The organism is Candidatus Binataceae bacterium, from assembly GCA_035500095.1.
Classification (GTDB): Bacteria; Desulfobacterota; Binatia; order Binatales; family Binataceae; genus JAKAVN01.
Window position 1 is genome coordinate 1 of the sequence record DATJXN010000072.1, and the last position, 19730, is coordinate 19730.

The following is a 19730-nucleotide window of genomic DNA, read 5'->3' on the forward strand; positions in this document are numbered from 1 at the left end:
CCGTACGCCATAGCTACACAGGCAACTAGCCTCTTCCTGTGACAGGACTTTCACCTGCAAGATGCCGAGCAGCTTTCAAACCACTCAAAAAGGGATGTCGTCGTCGTCGGGACCGGCCGGCGGCATCTCCGTCGTGAAATCCTCCGGCTCATCCATCGCGCCGCTGCGCGGTCCCGCGCCCTCGCCGCGGCCGCCGAGGAACTGCACGCGCTGCGCGACGACCTCGGTCCGATTGCGCTTGCCGCTGCCGTCCTTGGCTTCCCACTGACGCGTGGTCAACCGCCCCTCGATGTAAACCTGTCGTCCCTTCTTGAGATACTGGCTGCACAACTCGGCCTGCTTGCCGTAAACGACGACGTTGTGCCACTCGGTTGATTCCTTGTTGGTGCCGTCGCGGCCTTTGAAGCGTTCGCTGGTCGCCACCGAAAAATTGGCCACCGGCTGACCCGAGGGCAGATATCGCACCTCGGGGTCGCGGCCGAGATTGCCGAGCAGAATGACTTTGTTTACTGACATCGTGGTCCAGGCGAGGCACTCGAGCGATTGAGCCCGAAGCCGCGCGTCCTTTGACGGAATGCCGCCATTTCTATGCTCGAAAGCTAACCCCCGAGCGCATCGTGTGCAACCGCCCGGGCCGCGGCCAATCCACCGGCTGTTGATACGATCGGCAAAGCCCAGCAGGGCTTCCGCTTTGCGTCGCGGCTGCTCCCGAAGCCGCTTTCGCCACGGACGGTGGCTTTATATAATCGACGGCGGTTGCTGGGTTGAGGTGGGGCTCAGGTATGACATCCCACGGATTGACATCCTCGTCCGTCAGAATCGTGCCGCTGGGCGGGCTCGGCGAAATCGGGCTTAACCTGACGGTGATCGAGTGCGCCGGGCGAGCAATCATAATCGACGCCGGGGTGATGTTCCCGGAAGAGCGAGCGCTCGGACTCGGCGTGCTGGCGCCGGATCTCGCCTACCTCGAACAGAGCCATCTCGAAATTCTCGGCGTCGTTCTGACTCACGCGCACGAGGACCACGTCGGCGCGCTGCCCCATCTGCTGCGCCGCTTCAAGATGCGCGTTTACGGGACCGAAGTAACGCTGGCCTTCGCCCGCCGCCGCCTCGATCAGGACGGTCTTGTCGGCGCGCGCATGAATACCATCGCGCCGCGCCGCCGCTTCGAGCTCGGCCCGTTCGGCGTCGAGCCGATTCGCGTCACCCATTCCACGCCCGATTCGGTGGCGCTCGCGATTGCGACTCCGGCCGGCCTCATCGTGCACAGCGGCGATTTCAAGATCGATCCGGCGCCGATCGACGGCGAACTATTCGACCGCGAACGGTTTGCCGAACTGGGTGTCGAGGGTGTGGCGCTCCTGATGTCAGATTCGACCAACGTCGAGCGCACCGGGCGCTCGGGCGCTGAAAGCTCGATAAAGCCGGTGCTGCGCGATCTCGCCTCGCGTAGCCGCGGCAAGTTCTTTCTTTCGGTCTTTTCGTCCCATCTGCATCGTATCCGCCAGTTGACCGAGGTCTCGCGCGAGATGGGGCGGCGCGTGGTTCCGCTGGGGCGCAGAATGGCCGAAAGCGTGCGGCTCGGCCTGGAACTGGGCCAATTGCCGTTCGGGCCCGGAACGTATATCGACCCGGCCGAGGCGGAATTCCTGGAAGCGCGCAAGTTGACTTTTCTCGCAAGCGGCAGCCAGGGCGAGCCGCTCTCCGCGCTGGTGCGGATCGCCGCCGACGCCCATCCGCGCGTGCGGGTCGAGCCGGGCGACACCGTGGTGCTCTCTTCGCGTTTCATTCCCGGCAACGAGCGCACGATCAACACGCTGGTCAACCGGCTGTACAAGCGCGGAGCCGAGGTCTTCTACGAATCGGTCGCGCCGGTGCATGTCTCCGGCCATGCCAGTCAGGACGAATTGTCGGAGTTGATCGCGCTGACCAAGCCGAAATTCTTTATGCCGATTCACGGCGAGTATCGTCATCTGCGCCGCCACGTCGCGCTCGCGGCCGCCGCCGGCATCCCCGAGGCCAACTGCTTCCTACTCGAGGACGGCGAACCGCTGACGCTCGCCGCAGGCCCGACGGCCGCTCGTGCGCGCGCGGTTGAGGCCGGACGCGTCCTGATCGAGGACGGTGAATTCGGCGACCCGGCGCTCCTCAGCGAACGGCGCACGCTCGGACGCGACGGCACCGTGTTCGCGGTGGTAGCGGTATCGTCTAAGACCGGCGAGATCGTGGCGGGTCCGGAGATTGTATCGCGCGGGCTCTTGATTGGCGACGGAACCTCGGCGCATATGCGGCGCGCGCGCTCGCAACTGGCCGAACGGCTGAACCGCGTCGAGGGGCCGTTCACCGTCGAGGGTGCGATGCTTCGCACGGAGATCGTGCACACCCTGCGCAACTACTTTAGCCACGCGCTCGGCAAACGCCCGCTGATCGTACCGCATATCATGGAGGTCTGAGCGCCATCGCGCGTCAGCCCAAAGCTCCGATCGAACTCGAACCAGCCGCCGCGGCGGTCGAGGCTGTGCCCGCGCCGTCCCCTCAAAGCCGCGTCGCGCGCGAACTCGCGGCGCTCGCGCTGCTGGCGCTGGCCGTCTTCGGCGTGCTGAGCCTGGTCTCGGCTGCGGCCGGCCGGAACCCCAATTTGTGCGGGATCCTGGGCGGCGCAGCCGCCGCAGCGGCGAGCGGCGCGCTTGGCCTTCAGGCCTATGTGCTGGCCTTGCTCGTGGCCGTGCTTGCAATTCGCGTTTGGAGCGGTGCATCCGCGCGCACCCTGATGCGCGAGAGTCTCGGCGGCGCGGTTTTGCTGGTCGCGCTCGGCGCCGGCGCGGGACTGTTCGCCGGCGGGGGCGCGCAATCGGCCGCGGGAGAAGCGGGCGGCGCGATCGGTGGCGCGCTCGCGTCCGCGCTCGGCAGTTATCTCAACCTGGGCGGCGGTTATATCTGCGTGATGCTCGCCGTGATTGCGGCGCTGGTGATGATGCTGCGGCGCTCGCCGACCGAACTTATGGCGGGTCTCGCGTCCAGTGTGCGCGTGCGGCGGCGCGAGCCGCGAAACCTCGCGCTCGATGACGGCGACGGCGATTGGTCCTCCGGCGACGCCGATTTTCCGATCGGTTCCACCAAAGGCGAAGCGGATCGCGCGCAGGCAGGCGGGCCACCGAGCGCCGACGCTCGTCCGCTCAAGGTCCGCCGCCTGGAGACCGTCGAGCTTCGCGGGCGCGATGCCAGGCCGATGCGGGCCGGTCGCAAGGGCGGTTACGAATTGCCGGCGCTCTCGTTGCTCGATATGCCGCCCGCCGAGCATGCGCAGGTCGATGAGAGTGCGCTCGAGCGCAGCGCCCGCGTGCTGGAGCAGAAGCTCGCCGATTTCGGCGTCGAGGGGCGCGTGGTCGAGGTCCAGCCGGGCCCGGTGGTCACGATGTACAAGTTCGAGCCGGGCTCCGGAATCAAGGTCAGCCAGATCGTAAACCTGGCCGACGATCTGTCGATGGCGTTGCGGGCGGCTACGGTGCGAATCCAGGCGCCGGTGCCGGGCGAAGCCGTGGTCGGAATCGAAGTGCCCAACCGCAAGCGCGAGAAGGTTTACTTGCGCGAGATCATGGAGGCCGAGGAGTTCGCTGCGGCGCGCAGCCAGCTCACGATCGCGCTCGGCAAGGACATCTCGGGGCGGCCGATGGCGGCCGACCTTGCGACGATGCCTCATCTGCTGATCGCGGGCGCGACCGGCACCGGCAAGTCGGTGTCGATCCACACGATGATCGCGTCGATCCTCTTTAACGCGACCGCCGACGACGTGCGCTTCATCCTGATCGATCCCAAGATGCTCGAACTGTCGGTTTACGAGAACATCCCGCACCTGCTGGTCCCGGTCGTGGTCGATCCGGAAAAGGCGGCGGCGGCGCTGTTGTGGGCGACGCAGGAGATGGAGACGCGCTACCGGATGATGCGCGAGATGGGCGTGCGCAATATCGACGGCTACAACCGCGCGCTCGGCGCGGCCGGCAAAGTGGTCGAGCTGAAACCGGTAAACCAGGTCGAGGAAGGTGCAGGCCGCGCGCGCAGCAGCGAGGACGGCGAGCCGATCAAGCATCGCCGCCTCCCCAAGATCGTCATCGTCATCGACGAGCTGGCCGACCTGCTGCTGAGCGAGGGCAAGACCGTCGAACGCGATATCACCCGCCTTGCGCAAAAGGCGCGCGCCTCCGGTATCCATCTGATCCTCGCCACCCAGCGCCCATCGGTCGACGTCCTGACGGGCCTAATCAAGGCCAACCTGCCCGCGCGAATTTCGCTGCAGGTGACCTCGCGCGTCGACTCGCGCACCATCCTCGACTCGATCGGCGCCGAGCGCCTGCTCGGCGCGGGCGACATGCTCTTCATGCCGCCGGGCAGCGCAAAGCTCCGCAGGCTGCACGGTCCGTTCGTGTCCGAGACCGAGATTCGACGGGTCGTCGATTTTCTCCGTGCGCAGGGCGCCCCGGACTACCAGATGGAAATCCTCGAGACCAAGGTGGCTTCGGAGGACGGTCTCGAAGGCGGCGGCTTCGAAGCCGACGACCTCTACGACGAGGCGGTGCGAATCGTGCTCGAGACCAACCAGGCCTCGGTTTCGATGATCCAGCGGCGCCTGCGGATCGGCTACAATCGGGCGGCGCGAATGGTCGAGCAGATGGAACGCGAGGGGCTCGTGACGCCGGGCGACGGGATGCGCCCGCGCGAAGTCCGCTCGCGCAACGTGAATTAAGAGTCCCCTTTTCGCAGGAATTCTACTGGCTCCGAACAAATTTCGGCGGCGGGGCTTTGTCCTATAAACTTTGATCCGGATGCTTACGATGGCGATGGTTGAAAACTCGTGCGGGGGGGTGCGCCGTGCGATATTTGCGGCGGCTGCGAGCCTGATCGTTGCGTTGCTCGGCCCCGTGACGATGGCCGAGGCCCGCTGCACGACCATTGCGGCGAGCGCTTCCGTCGACTCGTCACCGAGCCTCGACACCGCGCTCACGCGCCTGCAGCAGCGTTACGATTGTTCGCGCTCGCTGCAGGCCGATTTTGACGAGACGCTGAGCAGCCCGGGCGGGATGAAGCGGACGCGCAAGGGGACGGTCTATTTCAGGAAAGTCGGGCTGATGCGATGGGCGTTTGCCGCGCCGTCCGAAGGCACCGTCGTGAGCGACGGCGCGACAATCTATGACTACGAAAAGGACCTCAACCAGGTCGTTGAATTGCCGGTGAACAAGGCGCTCAAGAGCAGCGCCACCGCTTTTTTGCTCGGGCTCGGCAATATCCGGCGTGATTTCAAAGTGTCGATGCCGCCGGCTTCATCCAGCGACGGCCTGGTTCACTTGGTCCTCGTTCCCAAAAGCGGCGGCGACAGGATGGAACTCGGGCTCGACCCGAAAAGTTACAATATAGTTAAATTGAGGCTGACCAATCAGGTAGGTGGCGTTACCGAACTTAAGTTTAGCGATATTCGGACAAACTTGGCTTTGGATGACTCATTGTTCGTTTTCACTGTGCCCGAAGGCGCTGACGTCGTTCGTCCCCAAAAGAACTGAAATCCCGATGCCATTCGGCATCCCCGATTGCGCGCGCGCAAGGGGGAGAGTAAGCATATAGACCCTGTTTTTTATCCAGTTATGGAAAGCGTTCACCTGATCAGCCTGGGATGTCCCAAAAACACAGCCGATAGCGAGCTGATGCTGGGCGCGCTGGTGCGTGCCGGGTTCGACGTCACGATGGATCCCGAGCAGGCGCAGGTGCTGCTGGTCAACACCTGCGCTTTTATCGAACCGGCCAAGAAGGAATCGATCGACGCGATCCTCGCCGCCGCCGAGGTCAAGAAGAATGGGTCGGGCAAGCGGCTGGTGGTTGCCGGATGCCTCTCGCAGCGCTACGGGAACGAGCTTCGCGAGCAGTTTCCCGAGGTCGATATCTTCGTCGGCACTGGTAATTTCCTCGATCTACCCGAACTGCTGCGCCGGGGCGAGCGCCCTGAGCTGCGGCCGATTCCCTATGCCGGCGCGGCTCATCTGCTGCCCTCGGCCGCTGCGCCGCGCGTCAGCACCGGCGAGCCCTTCAGCGCCTATCTGAAGGTTTCCGAGGGCTGCGATCATCGATGCGCCTTCTGCATCATCCCGAAGATCCGCGGCCGGCATGAGAGTCGTCCGCTGGACGACCTGGTGGAAGAGGCGAAGCGGCTTGCGGATAGCGGAGTGCGCGAGATCAACCTGATCGCGCAGGATCTGACCGCATACGGCCGCGACCTTAATCCGCGCGCGTCGCTCGCGCAGTTGCTGCGCCGCCTCGCGCCGATCGACGGTATCCGATGGATTCGACTGCTTTACTGCTATCCGAATTTCGTCACCGATGAGCTGCTCACGGCCATCGCGGACATTGACAAGGTGGTTAAGTATATAGACATGCCGCTGCAGCATGCGGACGGCGCGATACTGCGGGCGATGAAGCGGGAACGTTCCGCCGATGCGTTGCGGGCGCTTCTGGAGCGGGTGCGCGAGACCGTTTCCGGGGTCGCGCTCCGCACTTCGTTCATCGTTGGTTTTCCGGGTGAGACCGAGGCGGCATTTGCGAACCTCGTGGATTTCGTGCGCGAGCAGCGTTTCGATCGGGTTGGAGTTTTCACGTACTCGCGCGAGGAAAATACCGCCGCCTACGAGTTTGCCGACCAGGTTCCCGAACGGGTCAAACGGCGCCGGCGGGCAGAGCTGATGGAGGCGGCGGCGGAGATTTCTCTGGCGAAAAACCGCAGTCTGGTCGGTAACGAAATTGAAGTCATGGTCGAAGGGACGGCCCCGGGGAGCGCGGTGCGGTTGCGCGCGCGGACCGCGGCCCAGGCGCCTGAAATCGACGGTATGGTCCTGCTCAGCGGCGAAGCCGAGCCGGGCGAGATCGTCCGCGCGCGGATCGAACGCGCGACCACCTACGACCTTCACGGACGAATCACAGGCGCGCCGGCGCAACGATAAAGGGGCGGCGAAAAATGCCGAAAAAAGCAGCAGCCACGAGCAGAAAGAAGTTTCTGGCCAAGATGCGCGAGCAGCTTAGCGAGATGAAGGCCAAGCTGCTTAGCGAACTCGATTCCGACTTGCGCGCCGAGCGCGAAGGCAACAAGGACGAGGGCATGGATACTTACGACCTCGCCTCCGAGGAGCGCGACCGCGAAATAAATTTCATCCTTTCCGACCGCGAACGGGTGAAAATCAAGCAGATCGATGACGCGCTCGGGCGGCTCGACGATAGCACCTACGGTGTCTGCGAGTCGTGCGGACTCGAGATCGCCGAGGAGCGTCTGCTGGCGCTGCCGTTCACGCGCCTTTGCCGCGACTGTCAGCAGGAACAGGAAAAAGAGGCCAAGTCGCAGCGCCGCTTCGACGACGAGCGCAACACCTATCGCAAGCTGGGCTCGACCGACGCCGACGAAGAGACTCCGTAGCCTGCGGTCGCGTGGAGGACTCTCGGAGACGCAAAATTATCAGGTTTCGCGCACACCCGTTGGCGCGAGTAAGCCCGCCTGTTGCAGCCGACGTGGGCCAAGACGCGCATCGGTGAACAGGATGCTGGCGGGCGTCTTTACCGGATCACCGCCGGCGGGCATTCTATTTATCTGAGGGGGCAGAGCGGCGGCTTTCTTGCGGGAGCTGGGCTACGGTCGCGCGGTCGGGGGAATGTGCTTGCCGGGTGACGCGTGGGGCGCGTCTGACTGGTTATCAATTCGGAATGGTGTCATTAACGACAAGAATTTTCTGCGAGACGCACTTGGCCTCCGCGTCTCTCGGCACTGGCCTGGAGAACGGTGCGGCGCCAATCCTGAAGCCGGCCGAAGTGCGTGCCGTCGTGGCTGTGGCCAGCGCGAGAGGAGGTGTTGGCAAGAGCGGAGTCTCGGTCAACATCGCCGCCGCCCTGGCGATGGCCGGGCGCAAGGTCGCCCTTATTGACGCCGACCTCAACTCGCCGAATCTGCTCGCGATGCTTGGCCTGAAGCCGCTTCGGCGCTTCGCCCCCGGCGAAGCGATCGATCCCGCTGCGGGTCCGCTGGGTATCCGGGTCGTCGCTTCGAGCCAACTCGCCGACGGGGAACCCGTGGCCTTCAGCTTTGTCGAGGGCGAGGAAGGACCGGCGCCGGCTGCAGTGCAAAACGGCGCCGGCTCCCTCGAGATCGACAGCCGCGGCGCGTTGCGCCGCCTAATCGAAGCGCGCTTCGGGCCGCTCGACCTGATGCTCATCGATCTCGCCTCGGGTCTGGCGCCGCTGCACTCTTTGGCCGAGGTGGTCGAGCTTAGCGGCGTGCTGATGGTTACGCGTCCGTCCGAGGCCTGCCTGCGCGCGACCCACGACGCGCTCAAGACGCTGCTGCGGGACAAAATCCCGGTGCTCGGGCTGGTCGAGAACATGCTCGGCTTCAACTGCGACAGTTGCCACACCGTGCGTCCGCTTTTTCCGCAAGGCAACTCCGCCGGGTTGGCGCAGGCGGTTGGCACGCCGATCCTCGGACGGCTGCCGTTCGATCCGCGGCTTGCGGATTGCGCCGAGCGCGGCGTGTTGTTCCTGCGCGAGCATCCCGACGCGCCGCTGACCAAACAATTTGCGACGATGGCCACCAACCTGGAGCAGGCAATCGCGCGCCGCGCGGCGGCGAAGGCAGAGCCGCAGCCGCTTGCGACCGAAGACCCCGCCTGAGTGCGCTGCCGCCCTGTCCGATTTTTTCAAAGCGCTGTTTTCGCCAATCCCCGCGATTTTGAACCCATGACATCCGAGCTTTGGAGCTTTTGCAGCGAAGCGCGTTCATGTTAGTGCGATGGAATGTCTGATCCGGAACACACCCACATGACCGGGATGTCGAAGCCGGCGGGCGTCCGCTTCAGGGCCAGGGGCAGGTTGGCCGTCCATACGATTTGGGACCACATCACTCGCCCGATCGCAAAAGCTATTGACGACGTCCCCTGGTGCGCGGAGGCAATATCGCCGGAGTGGCTCACGGCCGTGCTATGCGGCGGCGTCGAAGGCGCACGCGTGGTCTCGGTCGAAGTATGCGGAGGCGACCAGGGCTCGAGCGTCCGCAGGCGGCTTAAGGCGGAATACAACGACGCTGGAAAGGCTGCGCGCTTGCCCGAGAATCTGTTCTGCAAGACGACTCCAACCGTCTTGACCAGGCTTGCGACCGGCCTGTCTGCAGCCGGCGAGGGTCGCTTCTACCGCCAAATCCGTCCCGAGCTGAATATCGAGGCGCCGCGATGCTATCACTCGGCGTGGGACCGCAGCTCAGGACGTTCGGTGCATCTGTTCGACGATCTGATTGCGAACAAGGCGGCCCAGTTCTGCAAGTGGCACACGCCGATCTCCCGCCAGCAGGCGGAGCAGATCATGGATACGCTTGCCACCGTGCACGGCCGCTACTACGACAGCGCGCGCTTCGGCTCCGACCTGAAATGGCTTCTGACCTACGAGGACTTCTTTCACGCGGGCGAAAGGGTAGGGCTCGCCGACTGTCACGAACAGGCGATGATCAAGGCTGAAGCCGTCATCCCCCCGGACCTAAGCCGCCGTCGCGCCGAGATTTGGCCTTTGGCGACGAGAGCGCTGGAGCTCCACGCGAAAGCGCCGCGCACGTTGATTCATTCCGACGTGCATCTCGGAAACTGGTACGTCACGGGAGAAGGCCGGATGGGGTTATGCGATTGGCAATGCCTCGGCAAAGGGCACTGGTCGCGCGACGTTTCCTATGCTCTGTCCACGACGATCGCAATCGCGGATCGGCGCGCATGGGAGCGCGATCTGCTCGCGCGCTATCTCGAGCGGATGCGGGAGGGATGCGGTCTTCGCGTCACCTTCGAGGAGGCCTGGGACTTCTACCGCCAGCAGATTGTTCTTGCCCTGATGATGTGGACGCCGACGCTGGTTCATACGCGCACGACACCCGACATGCAGCCGGAAGAGATGTCGCTCGAAATGATCAAACGGATGACCGCCGCCATGTCCGACCTCGAAAGTCTCGACAGCTTCGTCTGACCGGCAAAACTGCGGATCGGCACTAAAGAGCACGACATGGGGCGGGCGCGAACAGGGAAACATGATGGACACCGAGCTGGTAGAGGAAATCTCGCAGGAAATCTCGCTCGACAATTGGGGCAGGCAGCTGATGGAGAATATCCTGCTGACGGCGGCCGAGGCGGTCGGCGAACGCAAGGAGAGAGCCGACTCGGTCGCGGTGACGCTGACCTTCCGCTTGACGCCGATCGTTTCGAAAGATCAGCTCGAGGTCAGGGTCGCATTCAAACGTGATCCTACGCTGGTGACTTACATCCCGCGGCAAATTTGATTCGGTCTGATTCCCTTCGCCGCGGCAACGTTAGTGTGATGTCCCGCAAATAACTTGCATATCCGGAAAACGTCAAGGGTGTAATTCCGAGGGAGTCAGCGACCGCGGAATCCCTGGTCTTTATTCGTTTTTTCGTGGAAGCCGGGATTCCTCGCTGCGCTCGGAATGACAGCCTCGAGATCTTGGGGATTAAACTTATTTCCAGGACACCATACCAGACTAGAGGGGTTCGGTTCACTCGCCGGAGCCGACCAACTCGACCTTGCCGCTTTCCAGGTTGTAGCGGGCGCCGACGATCTTCAGGCTGCCGTCGGCGACGCGCTGCTTGAACTCCGGCGCGCGCTCGAGCTTTTTGACCTGCTCGGCCACGTTCAGGTCGATCGCGATTGAATCGAGCTTGTCGCCGCCCTTCTTACGCGCTTGATCGACCGCGGGGCAGATGTTGGCGAAGATCTCCGGCAATCCCGCCGCAGGCTTGCCTACGCACTCGCTGAGCGCGCCCTTGACCGCTCCGCAACTCTCGTGGCCGAGCACCATGATGAGATCGGTGCCTAGATGGCTTACCGCATAGTCGATACTTTCGAGGCCGGCGCGCGTAACCGTGTTGCCGGCCACGCGCACGACGAACAGGTCGCCCAGCCCCTGGTCGAAGATTAGCTCCGGCGGCACGCGCGAGTCCGAACATGACAGGATGGCGGCGAACGGCGCCTGGCCGCCGACGAGTTCGGAGCGCCGCTTGGCGTGAAGGTGCGGATGGCCGCTTGCGTCGTGCTGGAAGCGCTGGTTGCCTTCTATCAGCCGGGCAAGAGCCTGGTCGGGAGTCATCGTTGGGGCCGCCTTTTCAGCCGCGGCGAAGACCGCGGAGAGATGCGCCGTTGCGAAGATCGAGAGCGCGGCCGCGATGACCGCAAGCCCAAGGCGCGTAGTGGCGATTGTGACCGTCCTGCTGATCGTAGGCATCGCGATTCCCTTTCTTTTTGCGCTCGTGCGCGCGCATGAAGACGGGTTCTTCCGGGCGCATAAAAAACCGATCCTTCGAGCCAAGGGCGTCGGCAGTTTAGCATCATCGTTGACGAAATGAAGCGCTCGGGCCCCGCGCATTGACAGCGGCGTAGCGCTCGGCAACTAAGTAGATATGCGGCGCTTGGGGATTCTTGTTTCGACGGGCGTAGCGATCGCGCTTGGCGCGGTCGGATGCATGTCCGACGCGATCAAGCAGAACCAGCAGCAACTCGATCAGCAAAAGGCCGAGCTGGATCAGCTAAAGCAGCAGATCGCCGAGCTCAAGGCCGCTCAGCAGCCGCCCTATCCAACCACCGCGCCCGCGCCGGGCTCGTGCGACAAGGGTGTGACGCAGGCGGCGACGAAGCGCGGCGGCGACCGCTTCGCGGCAGGCGACTTCAGCAAGGCGCTCGGCTACTATCAGGACGCCGTCACCGCATGTCCGACCAGCGCGCAGGCCCAGCTCAACGTGGCGCGCGCTTACGAGGCGCTGGGTAATCGCGACCAGGCGATGGATTACTACCGGCGCGCGATAAACGCCGCCCCGTCGGACCATGACGCCGGCCCGGCAGTCGCCGAGCAGGCGCAACAGGCGCTGTCGCGGCTGGCCGCAAGGTAGTGCCGTCGGGACCGAGGCGGCCCGGGCGATCGAAACTCGTGAGGCTCGCGTGCGAGGAGGGAGACTCCGTTGAAAGACCCATTCAGCGTCGAAGGCAAGGTCACAATCGTAACTGGCGGCGGCACCGGAATCGGCGCCGTGATCGCGCGCGAGTTCGCGCTCCGCGGCGCTCCGGTGCTTGTCGCCAGCCGCAACGCCGGCCATCTCGAGCCCGTGCGCGACGCGATCCGCAAGGCCGGCGGCCAGTGCGAGATGGCGGTGTGCGACGTGCGCAACGCGGAGTCGTGCGACGCGCTGGTGGCCGAGGCGGTCAGGCATTTCGGCCGCCTCGACGTGATGATCAACAACCACGGCGCGAGCATCGCCGCGCCGAGCCTCAAGCTCTCGCCCAACGGCTGGCGCGCGGTAGTTTCGATCAACCTCGACGGCGTGTTCTTCTGCTCCAAGGCCGCCGCCCGCCAGTTCATCGAGCAAAAGGGCCCCGGCGCGATCATCAACTTGTCCTCGACCGCCGGCGTGCACGGCTCGGCCACGATGCTGCCCTATGCGGCGTCCAAGGCCGGCGTGATCAAGCTCACGGAATCGCAGGCCGCCGAATGGGGACATCTCGGCATCCGCGTCAATTGCATCGCGCCCGGGCCGGTCACTACCGAAGGCGCCGCCGAACGCATCTGGCCCAACGAGAAGGTCAAGGCGGCGATGCTGATGTCGCGCGCGCTGCAGCGCTTCGGCACCTGTGAGGAAATCGCCTATCCGTGCATCTTCCTCGCTTCCGACGCGTCAAGCTTCATCACCGGAGCGCTGCTGATCGCGGACGGCGGCAATCTGCGCTACGGCGACGCGCTGCAGGTTCTTTCCGAGTAGCGGCGGGTGCGCCGCGGCGGCGCTTGTCGCCTCGCGGCGCGCCGTGGTATCCCGAATCGCGCGGTAAGGCGGCACCGCCCCGGAGAGGAAGAACCAGCTTGGATTTCGGATTCAGCGACGAGCAGGAGATGCTGCGCCAGAGTGCGCGGGCGCTGCTAGAACGCGAATGTCCCTCCGCCCACGTGCGGCAGATGATGGAGGACGAGCGCGGCTTTTCGCCCGAACTGTGGCGCAAGATGGCCGAGCTGGGATGGCTCGGCCTGGTGCTGCCCGAAGCGCACGGCGGCGCGGGGCTTAACTACGTGGACCTCGTGGTTGTGGCAGAGGAAATGGGCCGAGCGCTGCTGCCGTCACCCTTCATCTGGACGCTGATGTTTGCCGAAGCGATAAGCCGTGGGGGCTCCGAGGAACAGAAGCGCCGCTTCCTGCCCGCGATTGCGCGCGGCGAACTGATCGCCACGACCGCCCATCTGGAGGCCAATGGAAGCTGGGAAGAGGGCGGGATCGCGCTCGCCGCGCGCAAGAGCGGCGCCGGCTTCACGCTCGACGGCGACAAACTCTTCGTCAACGACGCGCATCTCGCAGATTTCTTCCTGGTCGCGGCGCGCAGCGGCGGCAAGCGCGGCGGCGTTACCCTTTTCGCGATTGACGCGAAGCGCGCCGGTATTGCGGTGACGCCGCTCAAAACGATGGATCAGACGCGCAAGCTTGGCGCGGTCGCGTTCCGCGGCGTCAGGGCCGCCGCGGCCGAGGTCGTGGGCGAGATTAATGGCGGATGGCCCGTGCTGGCTTCGGCGATCGATCGCGCCAAGGTGGCGCTCGCGGCCGAGATGATGGGCAGTGCGCAAAAGGTGCTCGAGACCGCGGTCGAGTACACCAAGGTGCGCGAGCAATTCGGCCGCCCGATCGGCAGCTTTCAGGCCGTCCAGCACAAGTGCGCGAACATGATGGTGGACGTCGAAGGAGCGAAGTCGGCGGTGTATTACGCCGCGTGGGCGGTCAGCAACGGCGCGCCCGATGCGCAGACCGCCGCGGCCGTCGCCAAGGCCGCCGCGTCCGACGCCTGCTGCCGCACCGCCGCCGACGGCATCCAGGTCCACGGCGGAATCGGGTTCACCTGGGAGCACGACATGCATCTTTATTTCAAGCGCGCCAAATCCTCGGAATTCACCTTTGGCGACGCCAATTTCAACCGCGAAATCGTGGCGCGACTTATCGGACTGTAGATCGATAGCGACGCGGCGGCGCACGCTTGCGCGGGCCGCATCGAGGAGCGTTTCGGCGATGGTGGACAAGAGCATAATTGGCAAGACCGGCAAGCCGTTCTCGATGCCGATCGAATGGGGCAAGGTGCGCGAGTTCGCGCGTGCGATCCGCGATCCCAATCCGATCTATTTCGACCCGGAGTCGGCGAAGAAGGAGTGCGGCGGCGTTCCCATCCCCGTCACCTTTCTTCAGACCAGCGCGTTTTGGCAGACCGCCGAATCGATGCCGCCGCTCGACATGTTTGACATGCGGCGCATCCTGCACGGCGAACAGGAATTCGAGTTCTTCAAGCCGATCCTGGTGGGCGACACCCTGACCGGCGTCGCGCGCGTGGCCGATATCTATGAAAAGGAAGGCGGCCGTGGCGGCAAGATGACTTTTCTTGCGGTCGAAACCACCTACACCAACCAGCGCAACGAGAAAGTCGCCCGCGCGCGTTTCGTCCTCGTCGAGACCGGACAGGCGGTCGGCGGATGAGCCGGCCGCAGGCGGCGATCCGAAGTGCGCGCGGGATGAAGTCAAATCGAGGATGACACAGCCATGGCATCGAAACTGAAATTCGAAACCGTAAAAGTCGGCGACCCCATCCCGACCATCACGATCGACAACGTCTCGCGCCCCGATTTCGTCCGCTACGCCGGCGCCTCGGGCGACTTTGTGCCGCTGCATTACGATCAGACTTTCGTCGAGGCGGCCGGGATTCCGACCGTGTTCGCGCAGGGGATGTGGACGGCGGGATGCCTTTCGCGATGCCTGACGGACTTTGCCGGCCCCGGCCAGGTCCGCCATTTCAAGGTCCGCTTCGCGCGCCAGGTATGGCCGGGCGATACGCTTACCTGCCGCGGTATGGTGACCGCGAAAAATGAAGCCGAGGGTGAAAAACTTGTCGAGGGCGAAATGGAAGTGGTCAACCAGAAGGGTGAGGCCACCGTCAAGGGCGCGTTCCGCGTCGCCGCGGCCTAACCGTCGCGCGGCACGCTGTGGCGCGCGGGGCGCGCCGAACCTAAACTTGGAGTGCGATGTCCGAACCGCGTTACGTCATCATTCACGGCCACTTTTACCAGCCGCCGCGCGAGAGCCCGTGGACCGGGCTTATCAGTCCCGAAACGGGCGCGGCGCCGTTTCCGAACTGGAACGAGAAAATCCTGAGCGAGTGCTATATCGCCAACGGGCGCGCGCACATCATGGAAGGGCGCGTCGTCCATATCCGCAACAACTACGCCGGGATCAGTTTCGATTTCGGCCCGACGCTGATGAGCTGGCTCGCGCGCCATGGCTCGCACGCCTACCGCGCGCTTCGTCTGGGCGACCAGATGAGCATCACGGAGCGCGGTGCACACGGCAACGCGATCGCACAATCGTACAACCATTCGATCCTGCCGCTGTTGCGGCCGCGCGACCGCACGCTGCAGATTGCCTGGGGAATCGAGGATTTCGTCGCGCGCTTCAAACGCCGGCCCGAAGGGATTTGGCTGCCCGAATGCGCCGCCGACCACGAGACGCTCCGCGACATTGCCGCGGCCGGGATGAAGTTCGTCATCCTTGCGCCCGAGCAAGGCAGGTTTAGCGGCGAGGGTGCGGGGGCCCGCGGCGCAGGTCCGTTCATCTGGCGCGAGGGGTCCCTGAGCCTCGCGGTCTTTCGCTTCGACCGTGATCTTTCGCGTTCGGTTTCGTTTGACGGCGGTCTCGCGGACGGCGGACGGCTCGCCGAATCGATCGCCGCTGCGGCGGCTGAGACCGCGCCGGGCGCGGTGGTGATGCTCGCGACCGACGGCGAAACGTTTGGCCATCACAAGCGCCATGGCGACGCCGAACTCGCCCGCGCGATCAACGCGCTCGAGCTGCGCGACGACGTGCGGCTGACCAATTGCGCCGAGTACCTGTCGCTCTTCCCGCAGGGTGTCGGCAGCTTCGAGATTGACGCGCCAAGTTCATGGAGCTGTCCGCGCGGGGTCGAGCGATGGCGGGCGGCGTGCGGATGCCGGGCGGACCCGGCGACCAGCCAGGAATGGCGCAGACCACTGCGCGAGGCGATGGATTTCGTGAACAACCATGCGTCCGCGGTTTACGATCGCTTTGCGCCGCCCCTGGTGGACGACGCCACGGCCGCGCTCAGGGAGTCGATCCGGCTTGCGAGCGACGCCAATCCGGCGCTGCTCGAGGAATTTTTCGTCCATCATCGCGTAAAATCCGAAGCCAACCGCGAGAGCCTGATGCGGCTGTTCGAGATGGAGCGGGCGGCGCAGTCGGCGCTCACCAGTTGCGCGTGGTTCTTCGATGACTTTGGCGGTCCCGAGGGACGCGTGGTGCTGCGATGGGCCGCGCGCGCGCTGGAAGTTGCCGCCGAGTTTTCACTCAGCGTAGAGGCCGAGCTGCTCGAGCAGCTGCGTCAAATCCGATCCAACCGCCGCGAGATCGGCGACGCCGCCACGCTCTATTTGAGCCTCAAGACTCGCGAAGCACGCGGGAGGATATGATTTGCCATGGCGGACACCCACGACATCGAATCGATTCTCCGTGAAGGCCGCACGTTTCCCCCGCCGCCTGAGTTCAGCCGCGCGGCGCGCGTCAAGAGCATGGACGAGTATAAGGCGCTCTGCCGGCGCGCCGAGGAGAATCCCGAGGCGTTCTGGGGCGAATGCGCCAGGGAGCTTAGCTGGTTCAAGCCCTTCGACCAGGTGCTGGAATGGAAGTTCCCCTTCGCCAAGTGGTTCCTCAACGGTAAACTCAACGCCTCGTACAATTGCCTCGACCGCCATCTTGCGACCGCGCGGCGCAACAAAGCGGCACTCATCTGGGAGGGCGAGCCGGGCGACACGCGGGTGCTGACCTACCAGATGCTGGCGAGCGAGGTCGCGCGGGCGGCCAACGCGCTCAGGAGCCTCGGCGTGAAGGACGGCGATCGGGTCGCCATCTACCTGCCGCTGGTGCCCGAGGCGGTGATCGCGATGCTCGCGTGCGCGCGAATCGGCGCGATCCATTCGGTGATCTTCGGCGGATTCTCGTCGGAGGCGCTGATCGACCGGATCAATGACGCCGAGGCCAAGGTGTGCATCACGGCGGACGCCGGATGGCGCCGGGGTCAGCAGGTTCCGCTCAAGCCCAACGTGGACGAGGCGCTCAAGCGATGCCCCTCGGTGAAGCATTGCGCGGTCCTGCGGCGCACCGGCGCGCGGGTCGAGATGCACAGGGGGCGCGACGTGTGGTGGGACGAGCTGGTCGCGGCGCAAAGCTCGGTGTGCGCGCCGGCCGAGCTCGACTCCGAGCATCCCCTCTACACGCTCTACACCTCGGGCACCACCGGCAAGCCCAAGGGCGTCGTGCACACGACGGGCGGCTACCTGGTGCACACGCTGATGACGATGAAGTGGGTGTTCGACCTGAAGGATGAGGACATCTACTGGTGCACCGCCGATATCGGCTGGGTTACCGGCCATAGCTACACCGTGTACGGTCCGCTCGCTGCGGGCGCGACGGTGGTGATGTACGAGGGCGCGCCGAATTTTCCCGAGAACGATCGTTTCTGGCGGATAATCGAAAAGTACCGCGTCAATATTCTCTACACCGCGCCGACCGCGATCCGCACTTTCATCAAATGGGGCGATTCGTGGGTCAAAAAGCACGACCTTTCGAGCCTGAGGCTGCTCGGCACGGTCGGCGAACCGATCAATCCCGAAGCCTGGATCTGGTATCACAAGGTCATCGGCCGGGAGCGCTGTCCGATCGTCGATACCTGGTGGCAGACCGAAACCGGGGGCATGATGATCGCCCCGATGCCCGGCGCGATTGCGGCCAAGCCCGGATCGGCGACGCTGCCGATTCCGGGAGTTGCCGCCGAGGTCGTCACGCGCGAGGGCAAGCCCGTCGCGCCCAATCAGGGCGGGCTGCTGATAATCCGACGGCCGTGGCCGGGTATGCTGCGCACGATCTTCCGCGATCCCGAACGCTACCGGCAGCAATACTTCAGCCAAATCGAGGGCGCATACTTCACCGGTGACGGCGCGCGCCGCGACGAGGACGGCTATTTCTGGATCATGGGCCGCGTCGACGACGTGATTAACGTCTCTGGCCATCGGCTGGGCACGATGGAGATCGAGAGCGCGCTGGTCTCACATCCGATGGTCGCCGAAGCGGCGGTGGTGGGAAGGCCCGACGAGATGAAAGGTCAGGCGGTGGTCGCGTTCGTGACGCTCGAGGGCGCAAGGCATGGCGATCCCAAACTGCGCGACGAACTGCGCCAGCACGTGGTCAAGGAGATAGGCGCGCTCGCGCGGCCCGACGACCTGCGCTTCACCGACGCGCTGCCCAAGACGCGCAGCGGCAAGATCATGCGCCGGCTGCTGCGCCAGATCGCCGCGGGCGACGAGAAACTCGGCGACACCTCGACGCTCGAAGACCTTTCGGTGCTGGCGCGCCTGCGCGAAGACGACGAGTGACGCGCCCCGCCGCGGCTGCGCGGGGCCGTCACGCGGAGGGGCGCAGCCCGAAGCTTCATGTCGAAGGGCGCAGCCCGAAGGTCTTGGCGATGATTCGATCGACCAGGCGCGCCGGCAGCGTAGTCGGCAGCGTCCAGTTCTGGAATCTTCCGGCGACCGGCGAGTAGCGCGTCTTGGGCCGCGCCGCGGTCAGCGCCTCGCATACGACCTCGCCCAGGCGCTCGGACGACCATCCCTTGCGGCCCTCCGCGATCATGTAGTCGCGGAAGTGCTTGATAATCTCGAAATAGGGGCTGTTGCGATAAGGCGTGAGATCGATCTGCTCGGCCTTGTCCCAGATTGGCGTGGCGACCGATCCGGGCGCCACGATGATCACGTCGATCCCGAACAGCATCAGCTCCCGCCGCAGGCTCTCCGACAATCCTTCGAGCCCGTGCTTCGAGGCGGCGTAGAGACCGACGAAGGGAGCGGCGAAGCGGCCGCCCACCGAGGAGATGTTTACGATACGTCCCGGCGCTCCGGCGCGGGCGCGGTCGGTGCCGAGCAGCGGAGCGAAAAGCCTGGTGACCGTCAGCGGCGCGATCAGGTTGACCTCGAGCTGGCGGCGGAAATCGTCAGCCGAGGCTTCCAACAGCGGTCCCGCCACCGCGATGCCCGCGTTGTTCACGAGCCCCCGCAGCCGCTCGTTGCCAAGCGCTGCCCCCACCTCCGCCGCGGCGCGCGCGCCCGCGGCCTCGTCGGTGACGTCGAAGATGAGCGGCGTTAAGCGGTCTCCCAGTTCCGCCTTCAGCCGCTCGGCGTCCGCCTGCTTGCGCACGCTGCCGAAGACGCGGAAGCCTTTCGCCGTCATTACCTTGGCGATGCCCCATCCGATGCCGGTCGAGACCCCGGTGACTACTACGCTTTGCACGGACCACCTCCTGCGCGCGTGAGGGGCGCTAGTCACTGTCGCATGGCAGGGGCCTAAAAGCATCGGCGGGAGGCCAAAGCGTCGCGATGCGGCGTTTTGGCGAGGGCGGGATGTGCGGACAAAAAAATCGGGGCGCATGCGGAGACCGCACGCGCCCCGTAGCTATTGTGCGCCCAGCATGGCGCGTGACTTAAGAGGTGGAAGTCCTCTGTGCGAGCAGGCCGCGTCGAGCACTAGCGAAGGGCAAAGGCGTCATCGTGAGATGGGGTCTGGAGGAAGCGTGGAGCAAAGCCGCGAGCCGAC

Annotated in this window: 18 protein-coding genes; 15 read left to right on the plus strand and 3 right to left on the minus strand. The window is 64.9% G+C overall.

Annotation, left to right across the window (positions count from 1 at the left end; translation table 11 throughout):
• Nucleotides 1-84 precede the first annotated feature (84 nt).
• Entirely contained in the window at nt 85-516 is a 432-nt protein-coding gene (locus VMI09_07410; protein ID HTQ24508.1) for a single-stranded DNA-binding protein, read from the minus strand.
• A gap of 281 nt (nt 517-797) precedes the next feature.
• Here VMI09_07410 and VMI09_07415 point away from each other — a divergent pair, with 281 nt between their 5' ends.
• From VMI09_07415 to VMI09_07450, 8 genes are all read left to right on the plus strand, one after another.
• Nucleotides 798-2453, plus strand: a complete 1656-nt coding sequence (locus tag VMI09_07415) for a ribonuclease J (protein HTQ24509.1) — start codon at nt 798-800, stop codon at nt 2451-2453.
• Between the two features lie 65 nt (nt 2454-2518).
• Complete coding sequence (locus tag VMI09_07420) at nt 2519-4741, plus strand: DNA translocase FtsK 4TM domain-containing protein (GenBank protein HTQ24510.1); 2223 nt, start codon at nt 2519-2521, stop codon at nt 4739-4741.
• A gap of 181 nt (nt 4742-4922) precedes the next feature.
• Nucleotides 4923-5552 carry an outer-membrane lipoprotein carrier protein LolA gene (locus VMI09_07425; protein HTQ24511.1) on the plus strand — a complete coding sequence of 210 codons (630 nt, stop codon included), beginning with the start codon at nt 4923-4925 and terminating at the stop codon, nt 5550-5552.
• A gap of 81 nt (nt 5553-5633) precedes the next feature.
• A complete protein-coding gene (gene rimO, locus VMI09_07430; GenBank protein HTQ24512.1) occupies nt 5634-6980 on the plus strand; it encodes a 30S ribosomal protein S12 methylthiotransferase RimO in 1347 nt (448 codons plus the stop codon).
• A 14-nt stretch (nt 6981-6994) separates the two neighbouring features.
• On the plus strand, nt 6995-7447 hold the full coding sequence (locus VMI09_07435; GenBank protein ID HTQ24513.1) for a TraR/DksA family transcriptional regulator: 453 nt from the start codon (nt 6995-6997) through the stop codon (nt 7445-7447).
• A gap of 323 nt (nt 7448-7770) precedes the next feature.
• The gene (locus tag VMI09_07440; GenBank protein ID HTQ24514.1) at nt 7771-8691 is read left to right on the plus strand and encodes a P-loop NTPase; all 921 of its coding nucleotides are present in this window, start codon (nt 7771-7773) and stop codon (nt 8689-8691) included.
• 123 nt (nt 8692-8814) lie between these two features.
• On the plus strand, nt 8815-10020 hold the full coding sequence (locus VMI09_07445; GenBank protein ID HTQ24515.1) for an aminoglycoside phosphotransferase family protein: 1206 nt from the start codon (nt 8815-8817) through the stop codon (nt 10018-10020).
• 61 nt (nt 10021-10081) lie between these two features.
• The gene (locus VMI09_07450) at nt 10082-10330 is read left to right on the plus strand and encodes a hypothetical protein (GenBank protein HTQ24516.1); all 249 of its coding nucleotides are present in this window, start codon (nt 10082-10084) and stop codon (nt 10328-10330) included.
• A 234-nt stretch (nt 10331-10564) separates the two neighbouring features.
• Here VMI09_07450 and VMI09_07455 read toward each other — a convergent pair whose 3' ends face one another.
• Entirely contained in the window at nt 10565-11290 is a 726-nt protein-coding gene (locus tag VMI09_07455; protein HTQ24517.1) for a carbonic anhydrase, read from the minus strand.
• A gap of 184 nt (nt 11291-11474) precedes the next feature.
• On the opposite strand from VMI09_07455, the gene VMI09_07460 reads away from it, so the two are divergent.
• The 7 genes from VMI09_07460 (at nt 11475) to acs (ending at nt 18517) form a co-directional block, all read left to right on the plus strand.
• On the plus strand, nt 11475-11951 hold the full coding sequence (locus VMI09_07460) for a tetratricopeptide repeat protein (GenBank protein HTQ24518.1): 477 nt from the start codon (nt 11475-11477) through the stop codon (nt 11949-11951).
• A gap of 69 nt (nt 11952-12020) precedes the next feature.
• Nucleotides 12021-12815: a glucose 1-dehydrogenase gene (locus VMI09_07465; protein HTQ24519.1), complete on the plus strand. Its 795-nt coding sequence runs from the start codon at nt 12021-12023 to the stop codon at nt 12813-12815.
• A 98-nt stretch (nt 12816-12913) separates the two neighbouring features.
• A complete protein-coding gene (locus VMI09_07470) occupies nt 12914-14041 on the plus strand; it encodes an acyl-CoA dehydrogenase family protein (GenBank protein HTQ24520.1) in 1128 nt (375 codons plus the stop codon).
• Nucleotides 14042-14099: 58 nt separating this feature from the next.
• Nucleotides 14100-14558: a MaoC family dehydratase N-terminal domain-containing protein gene (locus VMI09_07475; GenBank protein HTQ24521.1), complete on the plus strand. Its 459-nt coding sequence runs from the start codon at nt 14100-14102 to the stop codon at nt 14556-14558.
• Between the two features lie 63 nt (nt 14559-14621).
• The gene (locus tag VMI09_07480; protein ID HTQ24522.1) at nt 14622-15044 is read left to right on the plus strand and encodes a MaoC/PaaZ C-terminal domain-containing protein; all 423 of its coding nucleotides are present in this window, start codon (nt 14622-14624) and stop codon (nt 15042-15044) included.
• A gap of 56 nt (nt 15045-15100) precedes the next feature.
• Nucleotides 15101-16558: a DUF3536 domain-containing protein gene (locus VMI09_07485; GenBank protein ID HTQ24523.1), complete on the plus strand. Its 1458-nt coding sequence runs from the start codon at nt 15101-15103 to the stop codon at nt 16556-16558.
• Nucleotides 16559-16564: 6 nt separating this feature from the next.
• Nucleotides 16565-18517 (plus strand): acetate--CoA ligase, encoded by a 1953-nt coding sequence (gene acs / locus VMI09_07490; GenBank protein HTQ24524.1) that lies wholly within the window; start codon nt 16565-16567, stop codon nt 18515-18517.
• A 55-nt stretch (nt 18518-18572) separates the two neighbouring features.
• Here the strand turns inward: acs and VMI09_07495 are convergent, their stop codons facing one another.
• Nucleotides 18573-19427 carry an SDR family NAD(P)-dependent oxidoreductase gene (locus tag VMI09_07495; protein HTQ24525.1) on the minus strand — a complete coding sequence of 285 codons (855 nt, stop codon included), beginning with the start codon at nt 19425-19427 and terminating at the stop codon, nt 18573-18575.
• Between the last annotated feature and the right edge of the window lie 303 nt (nt 19428-19730).

Excerpts from the sequence above, each read along its gene's own strand:
- rimO (HTQ24512.1), top strand. The coding sequence starts at position 5,634 with ATGGAAAGCGTTCACCTGATCAGCCTGGGATGTCCCAAAAACACAGCC.
- VMI09_07410 (HTQ24508.1), bottom strand. The coding sequence starts at position 516 with ATGTCAGTAAACAAAGTCATTCTGCTCGGCAATCTCGGCCGCGACCCC.
- VMI09_07485 (HTQ24523.1), top strand. The coding sequence starts at position 15,101 with ATGTCCGAACCGCGTTACGTCATCATTCACGGCCACTTTTACCAGCCG.
- acs (HTQ24524.1), top strand. The coding sequence starts at position 16,565 with ATGGCGGACACCCACGACATCGAATCGATTCTCCGTGAAGGCCGCACG.
- VMI09_07480 (HTQ24522.1), top strand. The coding sequence starts at position 14,622 with ATGGCATCGAAACTGAAATTCGAAACCGTAAAAGTCGGCGACCCCATC.
- VMI09_07435 (HTQ24513.1), top strand. The coding sequence starts at position 6,995 with ATGCCGAAAAAAGCAGCAGCCACGAGCAGAAAGAAGTTTCTGGCCAAG.
- VMI09_07445 (HTQ24515.1), top strand. The coding sequence starts at position 8,815 with ATGTCTGATCCGGAACACACCCACATGACCGGGATGTCGAAGCCGGCG.
- VMI09_07450 (HTQ24516.1), top strand. The coding sequence starts at position 10,082 with ATGATGGACACCGAGCTGGTAGAGGAAATCTCGCAGGAAATCTCGCTC.
- VMI09_07455 (HTQ24517.1), bottom strand. The coding sequence starts at position 11,290 with ATGCCTACGATCAGCAGGACGGTCACAATCGCCACTACGCGCCTTGGG.
- VMI09_07425 (HTQ24511.1), top strand. The coding sequence starts at position 4,923 with ATGGCCGAGGCCCGCTGCACGACCATTGCGGCGAGCGCTTCCGTCGAC.
- VMI09_07475 (HTQ24521.1), top strand. The coding sequence starts at position 14,100 with ATGGTGGACAAGAGCATAATTGGCAAGACCGGCAAGCCGTTCTCGATG.